This is a genomic window from Rhizobium grahamii CCGE 502, from assembly GCF_000298315.2.
GTDB classification, from domain to species: domain Bacteria; phylum Pseudomonadota; class Alphaproteobacteria; order Rhizobiales; family Rhizobiaceae; genus Rhizobium; species Rhizobium grahamii.
The window spans coordinates 459,348-483,818 of record NZ_AEYE02000029.1 but is presented as its reverse complement, the minus strand read 5'-3'; the positions used below and the strand labels follow the sequence as shown (position 1 = coordinate 483,818).

The 24,471-nt window shown below is 59.2% G+C and carries 18 protein-coding genes; 2 read left to right on the top strand and 16 right to left on the bottom strand.

Annotated elements, in window-relative coordinates:
• Positions 1–9: 9 nt before the first annotated feature.
• Entirely contained in the window at positions 10–885 is an 876-nt protein-coding gene (gene pdxY, locus RGCCGE502_RS24160) for a pyridoxal kinase PdxY (RefSeq protein ID WP_016556827.1), read from the top strand.
• A gap of 56 nt (positions 886–941) precedes the next feature.
• Entirely contained in the window at positions 942–1,583 is a 642-nt protein-coding gene (locus RGCCGE502_RS24155) for a carbonic anhydrase (protein WP_016556826.1), read from the top strand.
• 57 nt (positions 1,584–1,640) lie between these two features.
• On the opposite strand, the gene RGCCGE502_RS24150 is transcribed toward RGCCGE502_RS24155, so the two are convergent.
• The 16 genes from RGCCGE502_RS24150 to RGCCGE502_RS24080 form a co-directional block, all read right to left on the bottom strand.
• On the bottom strand, positions 1,641–2,459 hold the full coding sequence (locus RGCCGE502_RS24150; protein ID WP_016556825.1) for a lytic murein transglycosylase: 819 nt from the start codon (positions 2,457–2,459) through the stop codon (positions 1,641–1,643).
• 173 nt (positions 2,460–2,632) lie between these two features.
• Positions 2,633–3,667 (bottom strand): aspartate-semialdehyde dehydrogenase, encoded by a 1,035-nt coding sequence (locus tag RGCCGE502_RS24145; RefSeq protein WP_016556824.1) that lies wholly within the window; start codon positions 3,665–3,667, stop codon positions 2,633–2,635.
• A 113-nt stretch (positions 3,668–3,780) separates the two neighbouring features.
• Positions 3,781–3,996 (bottom strand): hypothetical protein, encoded by a 216-nt coding sequence (locus RGCCGE502_RS38280; RefSeq protein ID WP_040675496.1) that lies wholly within the window; start codon positions 3,994–3,996, stop codon positions 3,781–3,783.
• A 26-nt stretch (positions 3,997–4,022) separates the two neighbouring features.
• Positions 4,023–5,243 (bottom strand): OpgC family protein, encoded by a 1,221-nt coding sequence (locus tag RGCCGE502_RS24135; protein WP_016556823.1) that lies wholly within the window; start codon positions 5,241–5,243, stop codon positions 4,023–4,025.
• Positions 5,244–5,342: 99 nt separating this feature from the next.
• The gene (locus RGCCGE502_RS24130) at positions 5,343–13,862 is read right to left on the bottom strand and encodes a glycoside hydrolase family 94 protein (RefSeq protein ID WP_016556822.1); all 8,520 of its coding nucleotides are present in this window, start codon (positions 13,860–13,862) and stop codon (positions 5,343–5,345) included.
• A 359-nt stretch (positions 13,863–14,221) separates the two neighbouring features.
• Entirely contained in the window at positions 14,222–14,386 is a 165-nt protein-coding gene (locus RGCCGE502_RS35010; RefSeq protein WP_016556821.1) for a DUF1328 domain-containing protein, read from the bottom strand.
• A gap of 294 nt (positions 14,387–14,680) precedes the next feature.
• On the bottom strand, positions 14,681–14,845 hold the full coding sequence (locus RGCCGE502_RS37520; RefSeq protein WP_016556820.1) for a hypothetical protein: 165 nt from the start codon (positions 14,843–14,845) through the stop codon (positions 14,681–14,683).
• A 122-nt stretch (positions 14,846–14,967) separates the two neighbouring features.
• Complete coding sequence (locus RGCCGE502_RS24120; protein WP_016556819.1) at positions 14,968–15,162, bottom strand: hypothetical protein; 195 nt, start codon at positions 15,160–15,162, stop codon at positions 14,968–14,970.
• A gap of 161 nt (positions 15,163–15,323) precedes the next feature.
• Complete coding sequence (locus RGCCGE502_RS24115) at positions 15,324–16,073, bottom strand: ABC transporter ATP-binding protein (RefSeq protein WP_016556818.1); 750 nt, start codon at positions 16,071–16,073, stop codon at positions 15,324–15,326.
• Positions 16,070–16,903, bottom strand: coding sequence for an ABC transporter ATP-binding protein (locus tag RGCCGE502_RS24110; protein WP_016556817.1), 834 nt, complete (start codon positions 16,901–16,903; stop codon positions 16,070–16,072). Before RGCCGE502_RS24110 ends, RGCCGE502_RS24115 begins: the two co-directional genes overlap by 4 nt.
• Positions 16,900–17,835 carry an ABC transporter permease gene (locus tag RGCCGE502_RS24105; protein ID WP_016556816.1) on the bottom strand — a complete coding sequence of 312 codons (936 nt, stop codon included), beginning with the start codon at positions 17,833–17,835 and terminating at the stop codon, positions 16,900–16,902. Before RGCCGE502_RS24105 ends, RGCCGE502_RS24110 begins: the two co-directional genes overlap by 4 nt.
• Positions 17,832–18,899, bottom strand: a complete 1,068-nt coding sequence (locus RGCCGE502_RS24100; RefSeq protein ID WP_016556815.1) for an ABC transporter permease — start codon at positions 18,897–18,899, stop codon at positions 17,832–17,834. Before RGCCGE502_RS24100 ends, RGCCGE502_RS24105 begins: the two co-directional genes overlap by 4 nt.
• Before the next feature lie 18 nt (positions 18,900–18,917).
• Entirely contained in the window at positions 18,918–20,561 is a 1,644-nt protein-coding gene (locus RGCCGE502_RS24095) for an ABC transporter substrate-binding protein (protein ID WP_016556814.1), read from the bottom strand.
• 48 nt (positions 20,562–20,609) lie between these two features.
• Positions 20,610–21,668 (bottom strand): dipeptidase, encoded by a 1,059-nt coding sequence (locus tag RGCCGE502_RS24090; protein WP_016556813.1) that lies wholly within the window; start codon positions 21,666–21,668, stop codon positions 20,610–20,612.
• Positions 21,669–21,826: 158 nt separating this feature from the next.
• Positions 21,827–22,852, bottom strand: a complete 1,026-nt coding sequence (locus RGCCGE502_RS24085; RefSeq protein ID WP_016556812.1) for an ABC transporter permease — start codon at positions 22,850–22,852, stop codon at positions 21,827–21,829.
• A gap of 33 nt (positions 22,853–22,885) precedes the next feature.
• A complete protein-coding gene (locus RGCCGE502_RS24080) occupies positions 22,886–24,427 on the bottom strand; it encodes a sugar ABC transporter ATP-binding protein (protein WP_016556811.1) in 1,542 nt (513 codons plus the stop codon).
• Positions 24,428–24,471 lie beyond the last annotated feature (44 nt).

The window sequence follows — 24,471 nt, the reverse complement described above, 5'->3', positions numbered from 1 at the left end:
TGGAGCGTCATGTCGGAAAGTGCTGCAGGAACTGTCATCGTCATCTCCAGCCATGTTGTGCGCGGTTCCGTCGGAAATCGTGCGGCGGTCTTTGCGCTGGAGACGCTCGGCCATCAGGTCTGGGCGCTGCCGACGATCGTGCTTCCATGGCATCCGGGCCATGGTCGGTCAACGCGGCTGACATTTAGCGAAGCCGACTTTGACGCGGCAATCGACGATCTCATCCGCGCGCCGTGGATCGGTGAAGTGAAGGCCGTTCTTTCGGGCTATTTCGGCAATGCGGCGCAGGCACGCTCGGTTGCCCGGCTCGTGACCGCTTTGCGCGAACGAAAGCCGGAATTGTTTTATGTCTGCGATCCGGTGATGGGGGACCTGGGTGGGCTCTATGTGCCGCAGGCAACGGCGGAGGCGATCAGGGATCATCTGATACCCCTCGCGTCGCTTGCGACGCCCAATCGCTATGAGCTTGCCTGGCTCGTTGGCGCCTCGCTGGATGACAATACGGCGGTCATGGATGCCGCCCTGTCGCTGGGGCCGTCTCGCATGCTGGTAACGTCGGCCGTGCCGATGATGGCAGGCGGCACAGGGAACCTCTATCTTTCGGGGCGTCACGCTCTGTTGGCGGAACATCGCCTTATCGACAAGCCGCCGAATGGTCTTGGCGATCTCCTTGCGGCCCTGTTTCTATCGCGGCTTCTCTCCGGCATGGAGGACGAAAAGGCGCTTCAGCTTGCAACGGCAAGCGTCTATGAGGTGCTTGCCCGCGCTGTGAAGCGGGGCAGCGATGAACTGACGCTTGCGAGCGACTCCTCGAGCCTGGCAACCCCAATGGCAATGGTTCAGATGAGGCGTCTCCTGCATCCGGCTCAAAGGCGCAAGGGCTAGCGGCTATCGTGTCGTGCGATATTGATCTTGTATTGCGCAGGCTGTAATCGAAGATCATGCAGCATTTTCCAAGCACCCTTCTGGACGGTTACCGCAACTTTATGAACGGGCGTTATGCGGACGCCCGTGATCGCTATCGGACACTGGCGGAACACGGGCAGAACCCCAGTACGCTCGTGGTAGCCTGCTCGGATTCCCGTGCTGCGCCCGAACTGATTTTCGACGCCGGCCCGGGCGAACTTTTCGTCGTCCGCAATGTTGCCAACATGGTGCCGCCGTATGAGCCGGATGGGCATTTCCACTCGACGTCTGCCGCGCTGGAATTTGCGGTTCAGGCCCTGAAGGTTACAGATATCGTCGTCATGGGCCACGGCCGTTGTGGTGGCATCAGGGCGGCTCTGGACCCGAGCGCTGAACCCCTTTCTCCTGGTGACTTTATTGGACGCTGGATGTCGCTCGTGAAGCCTGCGGCAGAACAGATCGGCGCCAACGACGTGATGACTGCCGCCGAGCGTCAAACTGCGCTCGAGCGAGTATCGATCCGCAATTCGATTGAGAACCTCAGGACATTCCCGAACATCAAGGCCTTGGAAGAGGCCGGCGAGATCGCGCTTCATGGAGCATGGTTCGACATTTCGACCGGCGAACTGTGGGTGATGGACGCCGAAACCCGCGACTTCATTCGACCGGACGTCTAAGCCCAAATAAAAAAGCGCCGAACCTCAGTTCGGCGCTCGTGGCTCAGTGTTGAATTCTCAGTTTCCGTCGATCTGCTGGCCGATGTAGGCAATGGCCTGCTGATAGACCGTCGCGGCATTCCAGCCGGCGATCGCTGCAAAGTTGGGCTCGCCGGGCTGATAGCCGGCGCCGGCCTGCCAACCATGGCCCTTCAGGAAATTAGCCGTCGAGGCCAGCGCATCCGCGCGCGAGCCGACCATGTCGACGCGACCGTCGCCGTCGCCATCGGCGCCGAAGCGCACGACGTTGCGTGGCAGGAACTGCGTCTGGCCAATCTCGCCGTGCGCGGCGCCTCGCGCCTGCGGGCTGAGGTAGCCTTCCGAGACGAGTTGAAGCGCTGCGTAAAGCTGATCGGTGAAGTAATCAGAGCGCCGGCAATCGTAAGCAAGTGTCGATACGGCCGACATGGTGTGCTGGTTGCCCATGTAGCTGCCGAAGCCGGTCTCCATGCCCCAGATCGCGATCAGCGGGCCAGCGGGAACACCATATCGGCGTTCGATCGATGCAAAGAGCGTAGCATTGGCACGCTTCATGCCCTTACCGCGGGAAATGATTGTCGCACCACCGCGCTTCTGCATGAAAGCGTCGAAGGAAAGCTTGAAGCTCTTCTGGCCGCGGTCTGCGGCGATGGTCGGCCTGTTATAGGAAACGTTCGCAAAAGCGCGATCAAGAACCGACGGGCTGACGCCGTTCGCAGCAGCCTCTTGCTTGAACTCGCCAACCCAGGCGTCGAAGCCGGCACCGTTATTGCCGCACTGGGCGGCTGTGGCCGCTGCCGGAACTGCGTGGAGAGTACAGGCCGCCGCAGCAGCCAGCAAAAATTTCGTCATGCGCATGGAGATACCCCGATCCCGATCTGACTAGCCTTCAAACCGGGCCAGCTGCCCGCTTCCGGCAATATTGTCACCGTCTTTGAATTGGCAAGCGCGGGAAGCCGAAAACGGCAAACCCGCGCCCAGCAAGCCCTACCTCAATAAGCGGGACTTAACAAATCACAGTTAACAGTTGGTTAGGCCGCCTTCTTGCGTGGCTTCACAAGTCCGCGATTGATCAGAAGCTCGGCGATCTGGATCGCATTGAGCGCAGCCCCCTTGCGAAGGTTGTCGGAAACCACCCACATGTTCAGGCCGTTCTCGACCGTCGCATCTTCGCGGATGCGCGAGATGTAGGTCGCGTCTTCGCCGGCGGACTCGTATGGCGTGATGTAGCCACCGTTCTCGCGCTTGTCGATGACGAGGCAGCCCGGAGCTTCGCGCAGGATATCGCGTGCCTGATCGGCAGTGATTTCGTTCTCGAACTCGATGTTGACCGACTCGGAGTGGCCAATGAAGACCGGAACGCGAACTGCCGTGCAGGTCACCTTGATCTTCGGATCGAGCATCTTCTTGGTTTCGGCGAGAACCTTCCACTCTTCCTTCGTGTAGCCGTCTTCCATGAAGCTATCGATGTGCGGAATGACGTTGAAGGCAATACGCTTCGTGAACTTCTTGTTCTCGATCGGATCCGCTACGAAGACGGCGCGGGTCTGGTTGAACAGCTCGTCCATACCATCCTTGCCGGCTCCGGAAACCGACTGATAGGTCGAAACGACCACGCGCTTGATCTTGGCGAAGTCGTGCAGCGGCTTGAGAGCGACAACGAGCTGGGCGGTCGAGCAGTTAGGGTTGGCGATGATGTTGCGCTTGCTGAACTGGGTAACGGCGTCCGGGTTCACCTCCGGAACGATCAGCGGCACGTCCGCGTCGTAGCGCCATGCTGAGGAATTGTCGATGACAACGCAACCCTGAGCGCCGATCTTGGGAGACCACTTCTTGGAGACCTCGCCGCCTGCCGACATCAGGCAGATATCGGTGTCGGAGAAATCGTAGTTCTCGAGATTTGCGACCTTCAGCGTCTTGTCGCCGTAGGACACTTCGGTGCCCTGCGAGCGCGCGGACGCAAGTGCTACCACTTCATCGGCAGGGAAACCGCGCTCGGAGAGGATGTTGAGCATTTCCCGACCGACATTTCCGGTGGCTCCCGCAACTGCAACTTTAAAACCCATTTCTCAAGCTCTCTTTCTCTTCTCTCCTCTTGTCAGTTGAGGGGGGAAGCGCGAAAACATCGCGTCTTCCTTGTCCCCAGCCGGGCCGGGGAGAGAGCGGCAGGCCAGAGACGTCAGACGGTTTTCGTCGTCGTTTTGGCCTTGGTTTTGGAAGAAGCCGGAACGGCAATATCCATCCCGGCACTAAGTGCCCGGTCATTGCATGCAGCAATGGCGTGTTCGTGGCGAACCATGGATATTCCTTTTCCGCCGTTGCTCTTAAAAGGTTTTCCACAGGAGTCAAGGTTTTTGCAATTGGAGTCCGCAGCAGGATAGCGGACTGAGAGCAGTCGAACTGCCGAACGCGTCTCGCCTCCTAGCGCCGATCCCTAGAACGATCGACGTGCACGGGAACCGGAACCAAGCCTCGGTCGGGCAACCGCCTGTGGTTCCCGGCGTCCAATTTGCGCTTGCGCTCAAGATGATAGGCATAGGCAAACTGGACAGCGATGCCGATCACCACAAAGATCGGGCCGACGATCCGATCGTGGTTGTTGATGTAGAGCACCACCTGCCCCACCATCGCCAAAATCGTGCCGGCGACGAAAATGCTGAGCGAATGGCGACCAAGAATGGTCAGCGGGTTGTCCGTGGACCTGCGAAGCAAGCGCGAGATCGCTGGAATATTGATGACGAGATAGGTGAGTGCCAGGATGTGCAGCAGCCTCGGCAGCGACAGGAATGTTTTGTCGAAGCCTGTCAGCACCGGCGGCAGCCCCAACGAGGCCAGCGCAATTCCGAAGCTCCAGAGTTGACCGACAACCCAGGCAAAGGACAAGGCGACATAGGCAGCCGCAAGTCCAAAGAGAACGGGATGCTGCGGCAGTTTGCCGCCGCGGCGCACATGCATCATTCCGACAATGCCGATGGTGAAGAGGAATTGCCAGGACAACGGGTTGAGGAACCAGTAGCCCTCGATCAACAGGTTGTGAGGCGCGATCTCATATATGCCGGCAAACAGCCAGACGGCGCCCGAAAAGGCAAGCGCAAGGAGCGGGCTTGCGGCGTTGAGCAGCAGAATGACCGGCACCATCAGCATCAGCGCGCCATACATCGGCAGGATGTTATTGTAGCCGATCTGATGCCCAAGCAGCAGCAGCGAGGGAATGCCGTCCTTCAGATTGGTGAGAACGGCAAGGATGTTGATCTCACACAGAAGCCCAGGCCGATGGAAGATCCAAGCGCCGGTCAGAAAAAGAGCCAGAGTCATGAACGTCGTGATCATGTGAGCCAGATAAAGTGTGAACGATCGCTTCGTGGCCTTCATCGCCGTCTGCAACCAGGTGCCCGGTTGAAAGCGCGATCCATAGGCCAAGCCGACCGCAATCCCGGAGATCAGGACGAAGCCTTCGGCTGCATCGGAAAATCCAAAATTCTTGGTTGTGAGATTCTCAAAAATCTGCCCTGGGACATGATTGATGAAAATCGTGATGAGCGCGAGTCCGCGCAGAACGTCCAATCTGGTGTCACGTTTCGGCGTCGCTACCGACACAGAAATTTGCTTGGCGCTGATCTTTCCTTCAAGCGCTACGGCCATGGACTTCTCCTGCTTTCCGATTTGCAAACGCAGTTGCGGCCAAAAGGGTTCCCTTTTGGCCGCAACGAATCGCCGGATGATTAGCGTAGAAGAATGCTGTTATCCGACCGGATATCCCTCGCCGGGATCGGTGACTTCGCGTCCGTTGATGGTCAAATCGTAGCCCCTTGGTTGGGACGATTTTGAGACCGAAATGAGGTATTTAGCACCTAAATGTTCGATCTCCGCAGAGAAGCCATCCCAAGTGCTTGGCAAGGCCGGACGCACATACAAGCGGCTGTCCTTTATCCGGATACCGAGGATCCCCTCGGTCACCGCACGGTAGAGCCAGCCTGCGGAGCCGGTATACCATGTCCAGCCGCCGCGTCCTGTGAGGGAGCCTTCGCCGTAGACGTCAGCGGCAATGATATAAGGTTCGACGCGGTAGCGTTCTGCCGAGGCCGGATCCCGCGCATGGCTGATCGGATTAAGGAGTTCAAAGCAACGCAAGGCGTCATCGCCGCGGCCAAGCTCGGCCAAAGCCATCACCACCCAGGTCGCGGCATGGGTGTATTGGCCGCCGTTTTCACGAACACCTGGAGGATAGGCTTTGATATAGCCAGGATCTTTAGCCGAGTTAGCAAAGGGCGGGGTGAAGAGCCGGATGATCCGCGCTTCTGGATCGACCAGCTTGTCCAGCACTGAGTTCATTGCCTTTGCTGCGTGCGCCGAATCTCCCTCTCCCGAGAGCACGCTCCAGGATTGGGCAATCGAATCGATCTGGCACTCCAGGCTCTCCTTTGAGCCAAGGAGGCTGCCGTCGTCAAAGGTACCACGCCTGTAATAGCTGCCGTCCCAGGCAACGGTTTCAAGCGCAGCCTTAAGCTCGGTGAGGTGTTTGGTCCACCGCTCAACACGGACTGTATCGCCCCGCTCCTGTGCATAGACGGCGAAGGAGCGCAGCGCGCCAGCCAGGAACCAGCCGAGCCAGACACTCGTACCCTTGCCGCCGATGCCGACGCGGTTCATGCCGTCGTTCCAGTCCCCGCCGAGGAACAGCGGCAGACCGTTCTTGCCCTTCCGGGTGATGGCAAGATCTAGTGCGATGGCGGCGTGCTCATAAACGCTCACCGTGTCGTCGGACACCTCGGGCAAATAGAACGAGTCGTGCTGGCCCTCGAGTAGTGCCGGACCTTCGAGGAAGGCGAGTTGTTCGTCGAGGACGCTCTTGTCGCCCGTAACGCTGCAGTAGTGGTGGATCGCATAGGCAAGCCACACGACGTCATCCGAAATGAGTGTCCGAACGCCGGCGCCGGTACCGGGCAGCCACCAGTGCTGAACATCTCCCTCGCGGAATTGTCGCGAGGCGGCGTTCAGGATCTGCTTCCGGGCAATCGACGGCTCGTGCACAATGAAAGCCAGCGTATCCTGGAGCTGATCGCGGAAACCAAAGGCACCGCTGGCCTGATAGAAGGCGGTGCGCGCCATGATGCGGCAACCAAGGCTCTGGTAGGGTAACCAAGTGTTGATCAGATTGTTCATGCTCTGATCAGGCGTGGAAACCTGCAGCTTTCCAGTGAAATGCTGCCAGAAGCCGCGATTTGCCTGGACAACGTCGTCGAAGGCGACCTTGCGGATATCGTTGATTACCGCGCTCGCCTCCGCCCTCGTCTTGGTTTCGCCGAGGAAGAAGCAGACATCCCGCTCCTCGTCCGGCGCGATCTCGATATCGATCGCCAGTACCGCTGCCGGATCGCCGTCGAGTTCGGTGGCGCCGGAAAGGAGGGCGGCAGAGCTGACGGCGTGCGGTGCCTGGATCGTGCCCGTCTTGCCGATAAATTCCCGACGGCTGGCGGTAAAGCTCGACGGCTTTTCGCTCGCCACAAAGAAGGCGGTGCGACCGGAGTAGTCGATGCTGTAGTTGTTGCTGGCAAACAGCGCACCCGTTTCCGCGTCGTGCTCCGAGAGGATGAACGGCGCCGACTTTTGTGCATTGTTGCCGAGAATCCACTCGACATAGCCGTAGAGCCGCAGCTTCCTCGGCTTGGTGCCAGTGTTGCGTAGCCGGATTCTCTGAAGCTTGACCGGTTTTTCGCGATCGACGGTTTGCGTGACCTCAAGCGCGATTTCATTCTGGACGCTGGAGAATACGGAATAGCCCAGGCCATGCCGTGCTTCAAAGCGAATATCCTGCCGCTCCGAGAGGCTCGCAAACGGTGTCAAAACCGCTCCACTTTCGCGATCGACAACGTACATCGCCTCACCCGGCCGGTTTATGACCGCGTCGTTCGACCACGACGTCAGCTGGTAATCGCGCGAGTTTACACTCCACGTGAACCCTGCGCCTTCTGCAGATACATGGAAGCCAAATTTTTCATTCGAGATCACATTGATCCACGGATGAGGCGTCGCGTGGCCACCGGGAAGACGCACGACATACTCGCGACCATCGACGGTGAAGCCGCCGATGCCGTTCCAGAAATTGAGGTCGCCTTCCTCCTCGATCACCACCTTTGACGGACGTGGGGCGGGCGTCGGCGCAGTCCGCTTGACGGGCGCCTTTGCCCGATCGGCACGCTCCAGTTCCTGCTGTTCTTCCTTGGATGGAGCAAACAACGCGACGGCACGATTGATTTGGTCGAGAATCTTGCCGTTCTTGGCGTGGAAGGTGACGCGCGAGGCGGAGATGAGGGCGTGATACGTCGCCTCTTCCATCAGATCCTTGCGGACCGTGAAGATATGCTGACGCAAACCATCGGCCTGGCCCATGCGGCGGACGTTTTCGGCCATCTGGTCGACGGCATGCTGCATGTCCTGCGCATAAGAGGATGCGCGCTCGTTCATGATAACCAGATCGGCAGTGACGCCGCGCGAGCGCAGGTATTCTTGTGCGAGCAGGGCCTCCCTGACCACGTCGAGGTCCATGTCGTCGGTGACGCGCAGCGTGAAGATCGGGAAGTCCCCCGAAATCGCGAGCGGCCAAAGCGACGACTGCGACTGCATGCCGGCCGCGACTGCGGCGGCATCGGCGCGCAGGTGCATGTCCGGATATACGAGGTGACGGCCAAGATGCTGGAAGGCTGCGGCCTGTTGCGACGTCACGCCGACATGGCGCATCTGCACCTGCGTGCGGGTCCATGCCTGGACGAGTTCGTGGTTGAAGGCGTCAGCATGCCGATAGCGATTGACCGCCTGGTCAACCTCGTTACGGCTCGGGGCAGCAATGGTCCAGAAGATGACGCTGACCTTCTTGCCGGGGGGGACACGAACCGTACGGCGAAGCGAGAGAACCGGATCGAGGGTGAAGCCATCCGTTCCGGAAAGGGTCGCACCCGGATCGAAGGCAGCAGCGTTCGCTAGGCTACGGCCGCGACCGAGGAACTTGCGGCGGTCGGTTTCGAATTCGGTGTCGCGCGTAGAGCCGGAGGTATCGACGATCAGGTGAGCGACAGCCATGTTCGGCTCGTTCGGATCTCGCTTGTTGCGCTCGGCGCGGATGACGTCGCCGCGCTTGCCAACCTCTGTCTTGACGAACATGCGCGCAAATGCCGGATGGGCGTTGTCGACGTCATCTGTCGCGAGAACCGGCTCGAGATAGGACGTTACCTCGATAAATCGATCTTCCGTCCCCGAATTGACAAGTGTCAGGCGCCGCGCTTCGGCGTCATGCTCGGTGGCGACGATGCATTCGACTTCACTCGTGATATCGCCGACCGTTTTGGTGAACTCCGCCTTTTCGTCGGCAAAGAGAACCTTGACCTCTTCGCCTTCGACACTCTTCGGCTCCGTGGTTGCCGACCACCATTCGTTGGTCGCCGTATCGCGAAGGAAGAGGAAGGTGCCCCAGCGATCCTCGGTCGGATCCGCTTTCCAACGGGCAACCGACTGGCCGTTCCACCGCGAATAGCCGGCGCCTGTCGCGGTCAGCATCAGCGAGTAGTGGCCGTTCGAGAGGAAGACCAGCTCGCGGTCACGCGAGGCCGGATCGTAGATTTTGCGCAGTTCAGGGCGCAGAAGATCGTCCTGAATGCTGGCGGGGGTATCGGATTCGTGTTTGCCGCTCATGACAGGAATATCCCGTGGTGCCTTCTCTTGAAGAAGGAGCTCGGCAGCTTCGATCACTGGATCCGAATGGAAGAGTTCGCGCAGGTGACCATTGAAGGCGACGTTCGCGACGGCAGCGATCGACATGCCGTGGTGGTGAGCGTAGTAGTTATAGACGACCGCGCAAGTCTTGCCTTCCGGCACGCGGGTCGGCGTAAAGTCGACGGCGTCGTGGTAGCCGAACTTGCCGAGCGCGCCGAGCTTGCGCAGGCGCTGCAGGTTTTCAAGCGCCGCGTCAGGGTCGTACTGGCTGGCAAGGATCGAAGCATATGGCGCGATGACGGCGTTGTGGCCGAGGCCCCGCTTCAGACCCAATGATGGGACGCCGAAGTTCGTGTACTGGTAGTTGAGGTTGTGGTCGCGCGCATTGAAGGCCGCTTCCGAAATGCCCCACGGGATGCCTAGCTTGCGGGCATGGTTCATCTGCTCGACAACAACGAGATTGTTGGTCTGGTTGAGGATGCCTCCGCCACGCTCCTGCATGACGAGCGGGGGCATGAGGTATTCGAACATCGAACCGGACCAGGAGACAAGCGCGCCGCGCGACCCAACCGGGACGACCTGGCGGCCGAGACGGTACCAATGCTCCGTGGGCAGATCGCCCTTCGCGATGCCGAACAAGCTGGTGAGGCGGCATTCCGACGCCAGCAGGTCGTAGCAGGCCTGATCCAGCTCGGCGCTTTCGACGCGATAGCCGATTGAAAGCAGGCGACGCTCAGGTCGGAACAAGAAGCCGAAGTCCATCGAGAAGGCAAGGTCACGGGCCTTGTCGCGCAGCGCAATCAGACGAGGCCGCAGCGCGTCGATGTTGGACAGATCGAAGGTGCTGTCGGAGATATGGGCTTCGCAGACCTTGACCAGCGATTCCGCCCAGCGCGTGACCTCTGCGCTCAACGGGGACTTTACCTCATGGTCGAGGTTAGCGGCAAGTTTCTGAATGTCGCGCGCCAGGACGGCGAGGTTGATAATGCGGATCGATGCGAATTCATGCTCGCGTTTGACCGCAGCCAGCGCATTCTGGAAGCCGATGATGCGTTCTTCGAGGCGGCGGCGTAGCGGACGAACCGTCTTGCGATCATCCGGCAGCTCCGACAGCCCCTCGGCAAGAATACCCGCCGTATCGCCGACGCCGTCGAGGTTGCCCTGCATGTGAGCCGACGGCGCTTCTGCCCAGTCGCGGCAGGCGGACGAAATCGCGATCAGGTGGCCGGCAAGGTTGCCGCTGTCCACCGCTGAAACGTAGCGCGGTCCGAGCGTCTGGAGCGTATCGGTGTGATACCAGTTGAAGAGATGGCCGCGGAATTTTTCCATCTTGTCGATCGTCGCGATGGTCTGCTCAAGCCGTTCGATCGTTTCTTCGAAGGAGAACCATCCGAATTGGCGGCCGGATACGACGGACAGCAGATAGACGCCGATGTTCGTCGGAGACGTGCGTGTGGCCACAATCACATGCGGCGTTTCCTGGACGTTGTCCGGTGGCAAATAATTCTGCTCGGCGGTCGTAAACGTCTCGAAATACCGCCATGTGCGGCGGGCGATCTTGCGAAGCTCGGTGGAGACAGATTCCGCAACTTCAAGCCGGTCTTCGGTCTCGGCCGACTGGCTGACATAGTAGGCGACCAACGGCGAGAGAATCCATAGGCAAGCGAAAGGAACGCCGACGAGATACGCGTTGTCACCGGAAAGCGCCGCGAAGCCGAGCGCACACAAGGCCAATACTGGTGCGTGCCACATAGCCCGGTAATAAGACAGGATCGTTCCCTGTTTGCCCGCCTGGACGCTCGCCGCCGTGCGCCACTGCAGCATCAGCCTGTGGCTGAAAAACAGGCGATAGAGCGAGCGGCCGATCGCGTCGGCCATCATGCATGCGGAATCGGCGATAAAGATGATCCGCAAGGCGACTTGGGCATTGGCGGCACGAATGTCGGACCAAACGGTATAAAGGTGAGCGCTTGCGACCACATCGCTGCTGCGCGGAATGATGCCGTGAATGAGCGACAGCGTCGGAGCGACAAAGAGGCAGAAAATCAAGAGAATCTGCCACACGAGCGCGCCGAGCGGGCTCATGAAATACCAGCCGAGCACGGAGGCGAAGAACCAGGCGATCGGAGTCAGCGAGCGGCGCAAGTTGTCGAACATCTTCCAACGGCCGAGCCCGGTCACACCATGCTTCGGGTTGAACATATATGGCAGCAGCTGCCAGTCGCCACGCGCCCAGCGATGCTGACGCGAGGTTTCGACTTCATAGCGGATCGGGAAATCTTCAACCAGTTCCAGGTCGGTGACGAGCGCGCAGCGCGCCATTGAGCCTTCGAGGAGGTCGTGGCTGAGCACCGAATTTTCGTCGATTCGGCCCTTCAGAGATGCCTCGAAGGCGTCCACGTGGTAGAGCCCCTTGCCGGTGAAGGTGCCCTCGCCCGCCAGATCCTGATAGACGTCGGACACGGTGAAGACGTAGGGATCGAGACCGCGGTTGATCGAGAAGACGCGTTGGAAGACCGACGCGTCCTTGCCTGTCGTCAGCGACGGGGTGACACGCGGCTGCAGCACGCCATAGCCGCTTTCGACCCGTCCCGTAGCCTGATTGATGACGGGACGGTTGATCGGGTGGTAAAGCTTACCGGCAAGCTTGGTGACGGCATCGCGCATGAGGCGCGTGTCGGCATCGAGCGTCATCACGTACTGAATGTTTGCCGGCACGACATTGGCGCCCGGAAGGTAGGTCGTATCGCGATCACCGCGAAGCAGAAGGTTCAGTTCGTGCAGCTTGCCACGTTTGCGCTCCCAGCCCATCCAAGCGCCCTCGGACGGATTGTAGAGCCTGCGGCGATGTAAGAGGTAAAAGCGCGTCTTGCCATCAAAGGCATAGCGCGCTGAGAGGTTCGCGACCTCGCGACGGGCATAGTCCAGAACTTCGAGGTCGGCCGGCGTTTCCTCGACCTGGCTGTCCGGCCAGTCGCTAAGCAGCGCGAAGTAGATCTCGCCGCGCGGGTTGGCGAGGTAGTGTACCTCGAGATTGCGAACCAGCTCATCCACACTGTCACGGTTCGAGATCAAGCACGGAACGACCAGAAGCGTACGGGCCTCCTCGGGGATGCCCTCCTTGAATTCGTAGCCGACCAGTCGAGCCGGCGTCACGAAAAACGACAGCACGGTGTTGAAGAGGCCGGTCGCACCTTCGGAGGCCGGAAGCGAGAACATGATTAGCAGGATCGCGATCTCAAGCGGACCCATGCCTGCATTGGCCATGAACCTCCCGACGATCGCCATCGCGATGATGGTCAGAAGGATCACGGGAACGGCGATCGAGAGCCAGTTAAACCGACGAACGGTTCGAACAAAATGCTGCGTCAGAGTCGGGCGATAGTTTGACCGAGCTTCCAGCTTGGGTCTTTGCACGCCGGTCAGGAAACCGCCAACATTTGGTTCACGCTGCTGCGGTTCGTCGGAGGCCTTGGCCTCCTCGGTCATATCCAGCGCCAGCTGGGCGATCTCCATTTCCGACAGCGGCGAGCGCTTGGCAAGCTTTTCGATCTGCTTGCGGTATTTGTTGCGAGAGCCCGAATCGAGATCGCCATAATCGGAATGATCCCAGAGCAGCTTGTCGACGTGGCTGACCTGCTCCACCCAGACGGACCATTCTGTGTCGTCGATCTCGCGAAGACTGCGAATGATGTTGCCCATCGTGACGTTGCCGGAGGACAGGCGGCTGTGCTCCGCCATTGTCGTCTCTTCGGTGTCACGCCCGAGCGCTTCAAGCCGTTCGTCGAGCCAGGCGATCGCTACGCTGGACGCCTGCGAGCCGTCACGCATGCGGTAAAGGAACTGCGTCGCGAAGGTGTTGTCTTCCGCAAGCGATTCCAGCGACCTGAGATATTCGGCAGCCTTCGTCGGGTCCGTCAGCCGCACGAGCTCATCTGCAGCCTCATTGGCGCGTCGGCGCATCCGGCGGCTGCGTTCAACACGGATAGAGATGCGGCGCAGGTTCTCCACGAGAACGTAGCGTACCAGTGACGGCAGCGCCCAGAGCTCACCGATCTTCAGTGTTTCGCTCTGCTGAAATCCGTCGACGAGGGCTGTGAGGCTTTCCTGCGAGATTGTGCTGTGGGTGTGGGCTACATAGAGCCATGCAAGCGCGAGCGTGCGCGGCACTTGTACGCCGTTGACGTCGATCGTCGGCAGCTCTCTGTAGAAGCGCCGCGGGAAATCGCGACGCACTTCCTGGATCGCTTCCTCGACAATGTAGTGGTTATCGAGCAGCCACTCCGCCGCCGGAGTGATCGTTTCACCGGATTCCACGTCTGTTGCCGTGGTGCGGTAGACCCGCAGGATCTCCTTCTCGTTCTCCTTGTGCCGCGCGAAGAAATCGAAGGGCGCAAAAGCCGGCAGCGAGTCTATGCCGCGGGCAGCGACTGAGGCGCCTATGGCCTTGATATCCTCGATGGAAAGATATGTTGAGCGGATCGAGTCGTTATGATCGATCTGCTTCGTTTCGGACTCGCGGGACGGGTTCGGAGACGTGGCGGAAATGTTCATGGGTTCGGTTCTGGATCCAAACAAAATTATGATGATTTTGCGTTGCCTTTTGCACTGCCGAATATGACTGCCGCATGAACAGCGCCGGGGTTTCTGGATCCCGGACTGCAAGATCGGAACGGTAATCAACCAACGATGCGAAACGGTTTAAACGCGGACATGTGTGGGCGACGCGCGAACACGGCTCCGTTGTGCCCTCCACCTTTTGGAGCCATTCCGGGAAAGTTGGACACCATTGCGATAATTCAAGTCAAGATGTTTTAAAGGCGGCATTTCGGCCGCACGTGGGATCGCACTTACCGACAAAAGGAAACCGGCGCTTGGGCAAGCGCCGGCTTTCATTTGTAGATAGGTTTTCGTCAGGTGCGTCGCATGAGGCGCATGACCACAGACACGACGAACAGAATCAGGAACAGGAAGAAAAGAACCTGAGCGATCGAGGCGGAAGCGCCGGCAATGCCGCCAAAGCCCAATACGCCGGCGATCAGCGCCACAACGAGAAATACGAGTGCATAATAAAGCATGGCGATCTCCTTGTCTTAGCTGATGGAATTAACGGGAGGTCGCTCTATTGGTTCCGTCAAAGCTACAAGACCGCCCCAGCCAAAAAGAAAAGGCGCGCCAGTGACGCGCCTTGTCATAACCGCTAATCGATCGCAATTTTAGAATGCGTGGAAGAGGTAGAGCAGAATAATTACCGGGATCGGAATGCCGATCAACCAGAGTAAAATGCCTTTCATCGTCATTCTCCCTTTTCACAATGTCTGTGCGGAGAGAATGAGCAGCTAAGCGGATAGTTCCGCAACGGCACCTCTGGCTTAGCCTACGACGCCAAAGACGAGAGCTGCGACGAAAACAAATGCCGCCGTGACAAGCGTTGCGTTAATAGCAAGTTGGATCTTGCTGCGGGTCGTGCCCGGCTTTTTGGTTTGGACGGAACCATACTGATTCACATGAGCATGCGAGATACCTAGGTCTGCCATGTGTTGCCTCCGTTTCTCCGTGTTCTTTTTCGTTAGCGTTTTCGTATTTTCTCTATCTGATAGGTAGAGATAAAATTCTGTCCTGCTAGGGGGTGTTAAAAAATCCGCCCCTTTGGGTGGAACTAGACAAGAGTCCGCCAGGCCCAGAGCAAGGAGCGATCATCTTCCACCGCTTGGCGCGCGCTTCTTTTGGGTTCCGATTTTTCGAGGAGCCGCCGGTCTTTCTCCGCCGGAATCGAGGTCGAAGCTGCAGCTTTTCTATCGGTCTTGGCCGGTGGGTGCAGATATCCCATCGTCATGCCGCCGAGAAAAAACATGCTTGATCTCCATGATCACGAAAATTAACGGGCGTTAACGGGATCATGACAGAAGTAAGGCGGGTGTCAATAGTCTAGTTGAATGGTCGTGTTTTAGCGGATCGTTAAGGCTAAGGCTCGTCGAGCCCTAGCGAAAACAATTCATTGAAAAAGATTGCCTTTCACGCTTTGACGAAACCCTTGCTGGCCACCATCAGATTTCGCGTGTAGTCCTCGGACACGGCTGCCCCTGCCAGCTGTGTGGATGTTAATCGTTCGACGACGGATCCATTGCGCATCACAGCAAGGCGATCGCACATATGGGTGACCACGCCGAGATCATGGCTGACCATGACGAAGGTCAGCTTGCGATCTCGCCGCACCTGTTCGAGGAGGTTCAGAACCTCTGCTTGCACCGACGCGTCAAGCGCCGAGGTGGGTTCATCGAGTAAGAGAATGGACGGCTCGACGATCAGCGCGCGGGCAATCGCAACGCGCTGGCGCTGGCCACCGGAAAGCTGATGCGGGTAACGGAAGCGGAAACCGTTTCCAAGCCCAACCTCATCAAGAGCGCGGGCGATCCGCATGTCGCTGTCGCGGATGCCATGGATCGCCAGCGGCTCGAGCAGGAGGCGATCGATGGTCTGGCGTGGGTGTAGGGATCCGTACGGATCCTGGAAGACCATCTGAACCTGTCTGTAAAAGGCCTTGGATCGCTTCGCACCGACCAGGGGATCGCCGTGGATCTTGATGGAGCCGCTTGTTATCGGCGCCAGGCCGGCAACGGCACGGAGCAATGTCGATTTTCCGGACCCAGATTCGCCGACCAATCCGAATGACTCACCGGACTCGATATCGACGCTGACGTCCTTCAGGGCGTGGAAGTGATCATAGACCACGCTCAGCTGGTCGACTGAAAGTGCGACGCTCATGCGGCCCACTCCGGCTTGCGATCGAGGACCGGCAACGGGTGCCTGCTTTCGCCGATTTGGGGCATGCAGTTCAACAGGCCCTGCGTGTAGGGATGGCTCGCATTCTTGAGATCGGATGCCTTGAGTTCTTCCACGACCTTGCCGGCATACATGACGATGACGCGGTCGCAGAAGGATGAGACCAGGCGCAGGTCGTGGGATACGAAGATCAGGCCCATGCCGCGTTCCGACACGAGCCGGTCCATGATCCTGAGAACGTCGAGCTGGACCGTGACATCCAATGCGGAGGTCGGCTCGTCGGCGATCAGAAGCTCCGGATCGGCGATCAGCATCATAGCGATCATGGCGCGCTGACCCATACCGCCCGAGACCTCGTGCGGATAGAGGTCGAAGACCCGCTTGGGATCACGGATCTGCACGGCCTCGAGCATTGCGAGCGCGCGGTCGCGCGCCTCCGTCTTGCCGACTTTTTCGTGGGTCCTCAGCGTCTCGCAGATCTGCCGGCCAATCGACATGACAGGGTCGAGCGAATACTTCGGATCCTGCAAGACCATCGCGATGCGTTTGCCGCGCAGCTGCCGGCGCTGTTTGGCCGATGCGTTGAGAAGGTCGATACCATTGAAATCGAGCTTGTCGGCCGAAACAATGCCGTGCTTTGGGGTCAGACCCATGATGGCGCGCCCCGTCTGGGACTTGCCTGAGCCGGATTCGCCCACGATCCCGAGGCGTTCCTTGCCAAGCGTAAACGAGACGCCGCGGACGGCTTCGATCACGCCCGTGCGCGTGGGATAGCTGACCTTGAGGTTTTGAACGGTGAGGAGGTCGTTCATTGGCCGCTCTCCTTGGGATCGAGCGCGTCGCGCAGGCCGTCACCAAGCAGGTTGAAGCCGAGGCTGACGATGAGGATCGCAAAGCCTGGCATGGCTGCCACCCACCACTGGTCGAGGATGAAGCGCCGGCCAGAGGCGATCATCGCCCCCCATTCAGGAAGCGGCGGCTGCGCGCCGAGGCCGAGGAAGCCGAGACCAGCGGCCGTCAAGATGATGCCAGCCATGTCGAGCGTGACGCGCACGATGAGTGAGGAAAGGCAGAGCGGCATGACGTGCCGGACCACAATCCGCAGCGGCGATGCGCCCATCAGCTTGACCGCAGAGATGTAGTCGGAGCGGCGGACGGTCAGCGTCTCCGCGCGCGCAATGCGAGCGTAGGGCGGCCAAGAGGTGATCGCAATCGCGATGATGGCGTTCTGGATACCAGGTCCGAGCGCTGCAACGAAGGCAAGCGCCAGAACCAGCTTGGGGAAGGCCAGGAAGATATCGGTGATGCGCATCAGCGTCGCGTCGACCCAACCACCGGCGTAGCCCGACACCGTCCCGACGATCAGACCAATAGGTGCCGAGATGGCGGCGACTAGAACGACGACGAGCAGTGTCAGGCGGGAGCCGTAGATCAGGCGTGAATAGATATCGCGGCCCTGGTCGTCGGTACCAAGCAAATAACCCTCAGCGCCGGGTGGAAGCAGGCGCGCATTCTTCAGGTCGCCAACAATGGGCGAATGCGTTGCGAGGAGGTTTGCAAAGGCGGCCACGAACAGGAGGGCAATGATGATCAGCAAACCGACGACGGCCAGGCGGTGTGCGGTGAATTGGCGCCATGTCACATAGGCTCGGCCCAATTGCGCCTGTTTGCGCGATTGTGGCCGATCGGAAAGCAGCCACTCACGGCGGCTCATCGGCGCTGATTGATGTGCGGGAACCGTCATCGGCTTCGCGTCCTAGGGTCGAGTGTCCGATAAAGAAGGTCGGACAGAAGATTGATGCCGATGAAAACCGTGCCGATGACGATGGTGCCACCGAGAACAGCGTTCATGTCGGCATTCTGAAGGGAATTTGTGATGTAGAGTCCGATGCCCGGCCATGAGAACACCGTCTCTGTCAGTACCGAACCCTCAAGCAAACCGGCGTAGGAGAGAGCGATGACGGTAACCAGCGGCACGGCGGCATTGCGCAATGCATGGCCCCAGATCACACGCGTTTCGGACAACCCCTTGGCGCGTGCGGCAACCACATATTCCTGGCTGAGCTCATTGAGCATGAAGCTACGGGTCATGCGGCTGATGTAGGCAAGCGAGAAATAGCCGAGCAGCGAGGCAGGCAGAATGATGTGGCGGAAGACGTCATAGAAAACGTCCCACTGCCCCTGCATAGCGCTGTCGATCAGATAGAAGCCGGTCACCGGCGTAAAACTGTACTCGAAGACGATGTCGATGCGGCCCGGGAAGGCAACCCACCGCAACTGCGCGTAGAAAATCACAAGCGAGATCAGCGCAAGCCAGAAGATCGGAACGGAATAACCAATCAGACCGATCACACGGACAACCTGGTCGGCAATGCTGCCGCGCCGAACAGCAGCAAGCACGCCAAGCGGCACGCCGATAGCCGATCCGATGATGGTCCCGAGCGTCGCGAGTTCGATCGTCGCGGGGAAGACACGCCTGATGTCGACCATCACGGGATTGGTGGTCAACACTGACGTTCCGAAGTCGCCCGACAGGATGCTCTTCAGGTAAATATAGAACTGCTGGTAGAGCGGCAGGTCGAAACCAAGCTCGCGACGAACGCGCTCGACGACGTGCGTGGGCGCACGATCACCGAGGATGGCGAGGACGGGATCGATCGGGACGACCCGGCCGATGAAGAAAGTTACGGCCAGGAGGCCAAGATAAGTCGTGACGGCGGCGACAAGAAATCGCCCGACCGCCTTGGCAATGGGAACGGCACGGCCCCGTTTGGGCCGTGCCTCCATATTTGTTTCAACGATGCTCAACGGGTCAATCCTGCCGGATCATTCCTTGCCGATCGGGCCGACATAGTTGGTGTCGAAGCTCGGGCCGAGCTTGAAGTCCTTCAGGCTCTTGCGAGCGCCTGCGACTTCGATCTGCTGGAAGATGATCACGAACGGGCTGTTTGCGAGAAACTTCTTCTGAACATCCTCGTACATGGCAGCGCGCTTGGCGCCATCACGTTCCAGCAGGGCGGCCTTCGTTTCCTTGTCGAGTTCCGGCGCTTCCCAGGTGTTGCGCCAGGCGAGCGTCTTGACGGTACCTGCATCCGAGTTGTCCGGATTGCTGGTGAACGTATCGGCATTCGAATTCGGGTCGAAATAGTCCGAACCCCACTGGCCGATGTACATGTCGTGGGTGCGCGCGCGGAACTTCGTCAGGGTCTGCTTGCCGTCGCCAGGGATGATCTCCATCTTGACGCCGGCCTGGGCGAGCGACTGCTGCATGGATTCGGCAATACCGGTTACGGGCTGTGTATTGCGGACGTCCATCGTTACCGAGAAGCCGTCCTTCAGGCCAGCTTTCGCAAGCAGCTCCTTGGCCTTGGCGACGTCGAGCTTGTATGGGTTTTCATCGAGCGCGCCGAGCTGGCCCTTCGGCAGGAAGGTCTGGTGGATTTCGCCGATGCCCTTGATGAGCGTCGAGCCGATCGCATCGTAGTCGACGAGGTACTTGAAGGCTTCCTGGACTTCTGGCTTCTTCAGGTTCTCGTTCTTGGAATTGAGGCTGACGTAGTAGACAGTGCCCTTCGGCGCGCTGACGGTGGTCAGGTCGGCATTCTTTGAGACTGCATCGAGGTCACCGGGCTCGAGGTTACGCGCGATATCGATGTCGCCCGCTTCGAGCGCCAGGCGCTGCGCCGAGCTTTCCTTCATGAAGCGATAGATAACGCGGTTGAGTTTCGCCTTGTCGCCGTAATAGTTGTCGTTGCGCTCCATCACGACGACTTCATTGGCGCGCCATTCGCGGAGCTTGTAGGCGCCGGAGCCGGCGTAGCCGGTCTTCAGCCACTCGTTGCCGAAATCGTTGTCGTACTTGTAGTCAGCGCTCGGCGTCACGGACTTGACGTGATCCATGACCAGCTTCTTGTCGACGACGGATGCAACGGTTGCCGTCAAGCAGTTCAGCACGAAGCTAGGCGCATAGGGCTTGTCGACGGTGAAGACGAACGTGCTTTCATCCGTTGCCTTCGCCTTCTCGGTGACGTTGTCGCCGTTGATGCCGAATTGGGTGATGATGAAGGCCGGGCTCTTGTCGAGTTTGACGGCCCGTTCGAACGACCACGCGACGTCTTCAGCCGTGATCGGATTGCCGGACGCGAATTTCATGCCGGGCTTCAGCTTGAAGGTATAGGTCAGGCCATCGTCGGAAACCGTCCAGCTCTCAGCAAGGTCGCCCTTTACCTTCGACGTGTCGCTCATATCGAGACGGACGAGCAGGCTGTAGGTGTTGCTCGTGACCTCAGCCGTCGACAGCTCGAATGCTTCGCCCGGATCCATGGTGATGATGTCATCGATGGCGAAGCCTTCGACCAGCGTGTCCTTCGGCGTTTCCGCGAAGGCGACCGGCGCGGCTGCCATCATGATCGAGAGCGCTGCCCCTGCAGAGAGCGCGCGGAAAGTGCGGTTGAATTTGCTGACTATCATGGTTTTTGTTCCCCTGTTTTCCATTTCAACACAAAGCAATCGGCAGGCTTAGGCGTCCTGTTCTCCCCATGCCGAAGCCAGAATTCTCAGCCAGTTCCCGCTGGCCAATTTTTCGAGATCTCGGGCACCATAGCCAACGCGCTGGAGGGCGGCAATGAGCTTCTGATTGCCTGCGGCATCCCCTATTTCTTCAGGAATTGTCGCGCCGTCAAAGTCCGAACCGAGCGCCACGCAGTCGATGCCGACGCGCTCGACCAGATAGTCGATATGGCGCACCATATCCCTCAGCGGCGTATCACCATCGGAGCGACCGTCGCTGCGCAGCATCGCAGTCGCGTAGTTTACGCCGACGAGACCGCGGCTTTCTCTGATGGCGTCGAGTTGTTTGTCAGTGAGATTGCGGGCAACCGGTGTCAGCGCATGGGCGTTCGAATGGCTAGCAACGAGCGGCTGATCGGTCGTTTTTGCGACATCCCAAAAGCCTTTCTCGGTGATGTGCGCCAGATCGATCAGGATCCCAAGCCTGTTGCATTCGCGCACGAGCGCAAAACCAGCTTCAGTCAGGCCGGGGGCCGTGTCCGGCGACATCGGGAAAGCGAAAGGCACACCGTGGCCGAAGATATTGTGGCGGCTCCAGACTGGGCCGAGTGAGCGCAGGCCGGCGGCATGGAACACTTCGAGTGCTGCCAGATCGGGGCCGATTGCCTCGCAGCCTTCCATGTGCATCACCGCGGCGAAGACGCCGTCGGCCATGGCTTTGCGGATGTCCTTTACCGTGCGGCAAAGGCGCCAGGCGCCGGCGCGGTCGAGGCGAAGCGCGATTGCGGCCATCTCCGTCGCGATATTCAGCGACGAAAGCGGCTCGAGCGGCGCGGCAAGCGGAGTCACGTAATGACCGTTCTTGTCGGGATCGGCAAAGACAAGATCGCCGGAAGGAACGTAGATTGCACAAAGGCCGCCGGCCAGACCGCCGGCCTTGGCGCGTGGAGCATCGATGTGGCCTAGATCAGTTCCGTTTGAAAATTCAGCGATTGGATCGCCGCCATCCCGTTCATGTGTCCAAAGCCGGAGAAGGACGTCGTTATGGCCGTCGAATACGAATTGCATCTGCGTTCCTGTGTGCCCGAGCGGGCGATATGAAGAGCGCAGAATAGAAAAGCTGGCGGAATACGCTACCCCTTTTTTCAGAATTTTTGCGGTTCGGTAGCAATGGTTAGCGGAAACGAAAAACGGGAGCCGAGGCTCCCGTTCCAAAGTCCTTTTCGTCAGTGCTTGGCGCGTTTCTTTTGCCGGTAAACGTCGATCACGACGGCGGCCACGATGATCAGCCCTTTGACGATCTCCTGGTAGTAGGCGTCAACCCTGAGGAAGGTGAAGCCCGAGGTCATGACGCCAAGAATGATCGTGCCGATAACCGTGCCGGTGATCCGACCGACGCCACCTGTCAGAGACGTGCCGCCGATGACCGTCGCAGCAATCGCGTCCAATTCGTACATGACACCCATGCCTGCTTGCGCGGTTTGAGCGCGGGCTGCGGTGACCACGCCGGCAAGACCTGCCAAGAGACCAGCGATGGCGTAAACCTTGATGAGGTGCGCCTCGATATTGATGCCGGAAACGCGTGCCGCCTGAAGATTGGCGCCGATTGCATAGGTGAATTTGCCGTAGCGGGTATAGCGCAGGGCAATATGGAAGATCAGCGCGACGACGAGGAAGACAATCACAGGCCAAATGCCGGTGCCGATGAAATTGAATTGATCGGTGAGCCCCGAAACCGGCTGGCCTTTGGTGTACCACTTCGAAATGCCGCGTGCGGAGACCATCATGCCGAGCGTGGCGATGAACGGCGGGATCTTGGTCCTTGCGATCAGCTGTCCGTTGATGAAACCGGCCGCGAGGCCAATCAGGAGACCTACGCCGATCGGAATGAAGAATGGTAGGTCGGTTAACGACGGATAAAGCGCCCGAGGCCAGGTCGATGCCTGGGCAAAACTAGCAGCAATCATAGCTGTCATGCCGACGACGGAGCCGGACGACAGGTCGATGCCGCCGGTGATGATGACCTGGGTCACACCCACCGCGATAATACCGATGACCGATACTTGAAGGATCATGATCGTCAGGCGCTGCGAATTGAACAGGAAGCTCTGGCCGATAAAGATCCAGCCGAGAACTTCGTAGACAAGCGCAATGCCAATCAGAACGAGGAAAATACTGAGCTCCGGCGGAACGCGTCGTCTGCGCGCGCGCGTTGCGAGTGGGGCTGCCGCCTCAGCTGCGTTGGTATTCATGATATCCTCCCTTCGGCTCCCGGAGCCCGCGCGTCACTGCGCGGCAAGCTCCATCACCTTGATCTGCGTTGCTTCGTCGCGATTGAGAAAACCGGTTACGCGTCCTTCATGCATCACCATGATGCGGTCGCTCATGCCGAGCACTTCCGGCATTTCCGACGAGATCATGATCACTGCCACTCCATTCCTCGCCATCTCCGACACCAGGCGATGGATCTCGGCCTTGGCGCCGACATCGATGCCACGTGTCGGCTCGTCGAGAATGAGGATCTTCGGATTGGTGAGCAGCCAGCGACCGATCAGAACCTTCTGCTGGTTGCCACCGGACAGGTTCTCCACGCGCTCATCGAGGTTCGGCGTTTTGACGCGAAGCTTCTTGGCCATGTCTTCACAGGTTGCCTCGATCGAGCCTTCCTGCACGAAGCCACCCTTGACGAACTTGTCCTGGAGAACGGCGATCTGCATGTTCTCGAGAACGCTGAGGATCAGCAGGCAGCCCGTTTCCTTGCGGTCCTCGGTCAGGAACGCCATGCGGTTCTGGATCGCGACGGTTGGCGATGCGATATCTGTCTTCTTGCCGAAGAGTTCGATGGTGCCCGATGTCGCCGGCGTTACGCCGAACAAGGTCTCTGCGACATTCGATCGACCGGATCCCACGAGTCCGGCAACGCCGAGGATCTCGCCAGACCGGACATCAAAGGAGACGTCATGGAAAACATTGTTCAGCGAGAGATTCTTGACCGAAAGGACGACGTCGCCGATCGGCACCTCCTCCTTCGGGAACATCTGGGTGATCTCGCGACCGACCATCATGCGGATGATGTCGTCGCGGGTGACGTCCGTTGACGCATGGGTGCCGATGTAGCGACCATCGCGGAACACCGAGAATTCGTCGGCAATCTCGAACAGTTCGTTCATCTTGTGCGTGATGTAAACGATGCCGATGCCTTGAGCTCGAAGGTCGCGAATGATCCTGAAAAGATGCTCGACCTCGCGCTCGGTCAGTGCCGATGTCGGCTCGTCCATAATCAGAACGTCGGAATTGTAGGAAACCGCCTTGGCAATTTCGACCATCTGCCTGTTGGCAACCGAAAGATCGCGAACCTGGATCTCCGGGTCGATATCGATATTCAGCCGTCGAAACAGCTCGTCCGTCTGGCGGAACATTGCTGCGTGGTCAACAAAGCCGAACTTGTTCTTCGGCTCGCGCCGGATCCAGATGTTCTCGGCGACGGTCATGTAAGGCATCAGGTTCAGTTCCTGATGGATCATCGCGATGCCATTTTCCAGCGCATCCAGCGGTGATTTAAGCTGAATTTCGACCCCCTTGAGGCGCACTTCGCCCTTGTCCGGGATGTAGATGCCAGCAAGGATTTTCATCAGCGTCGACTTGCCAGCGCCATTCTCGCCCATCAAGGCGTGGACGGTGCCGCGCTTCAGCCGGAACTGAACGTCATCCAGTGCGATGACGCCGGGGAATTCCTTGCGGACACCTTCGGCGCTCAGCAGGTATTCCGCATTCGGAACAACGCCGCTTTGACGCACTGCAGCCATGGTAGACGGGCTGACAACCATCTCATTTCCTCCCGGACACGGACTGAAGGAAGGGATGCGGACCA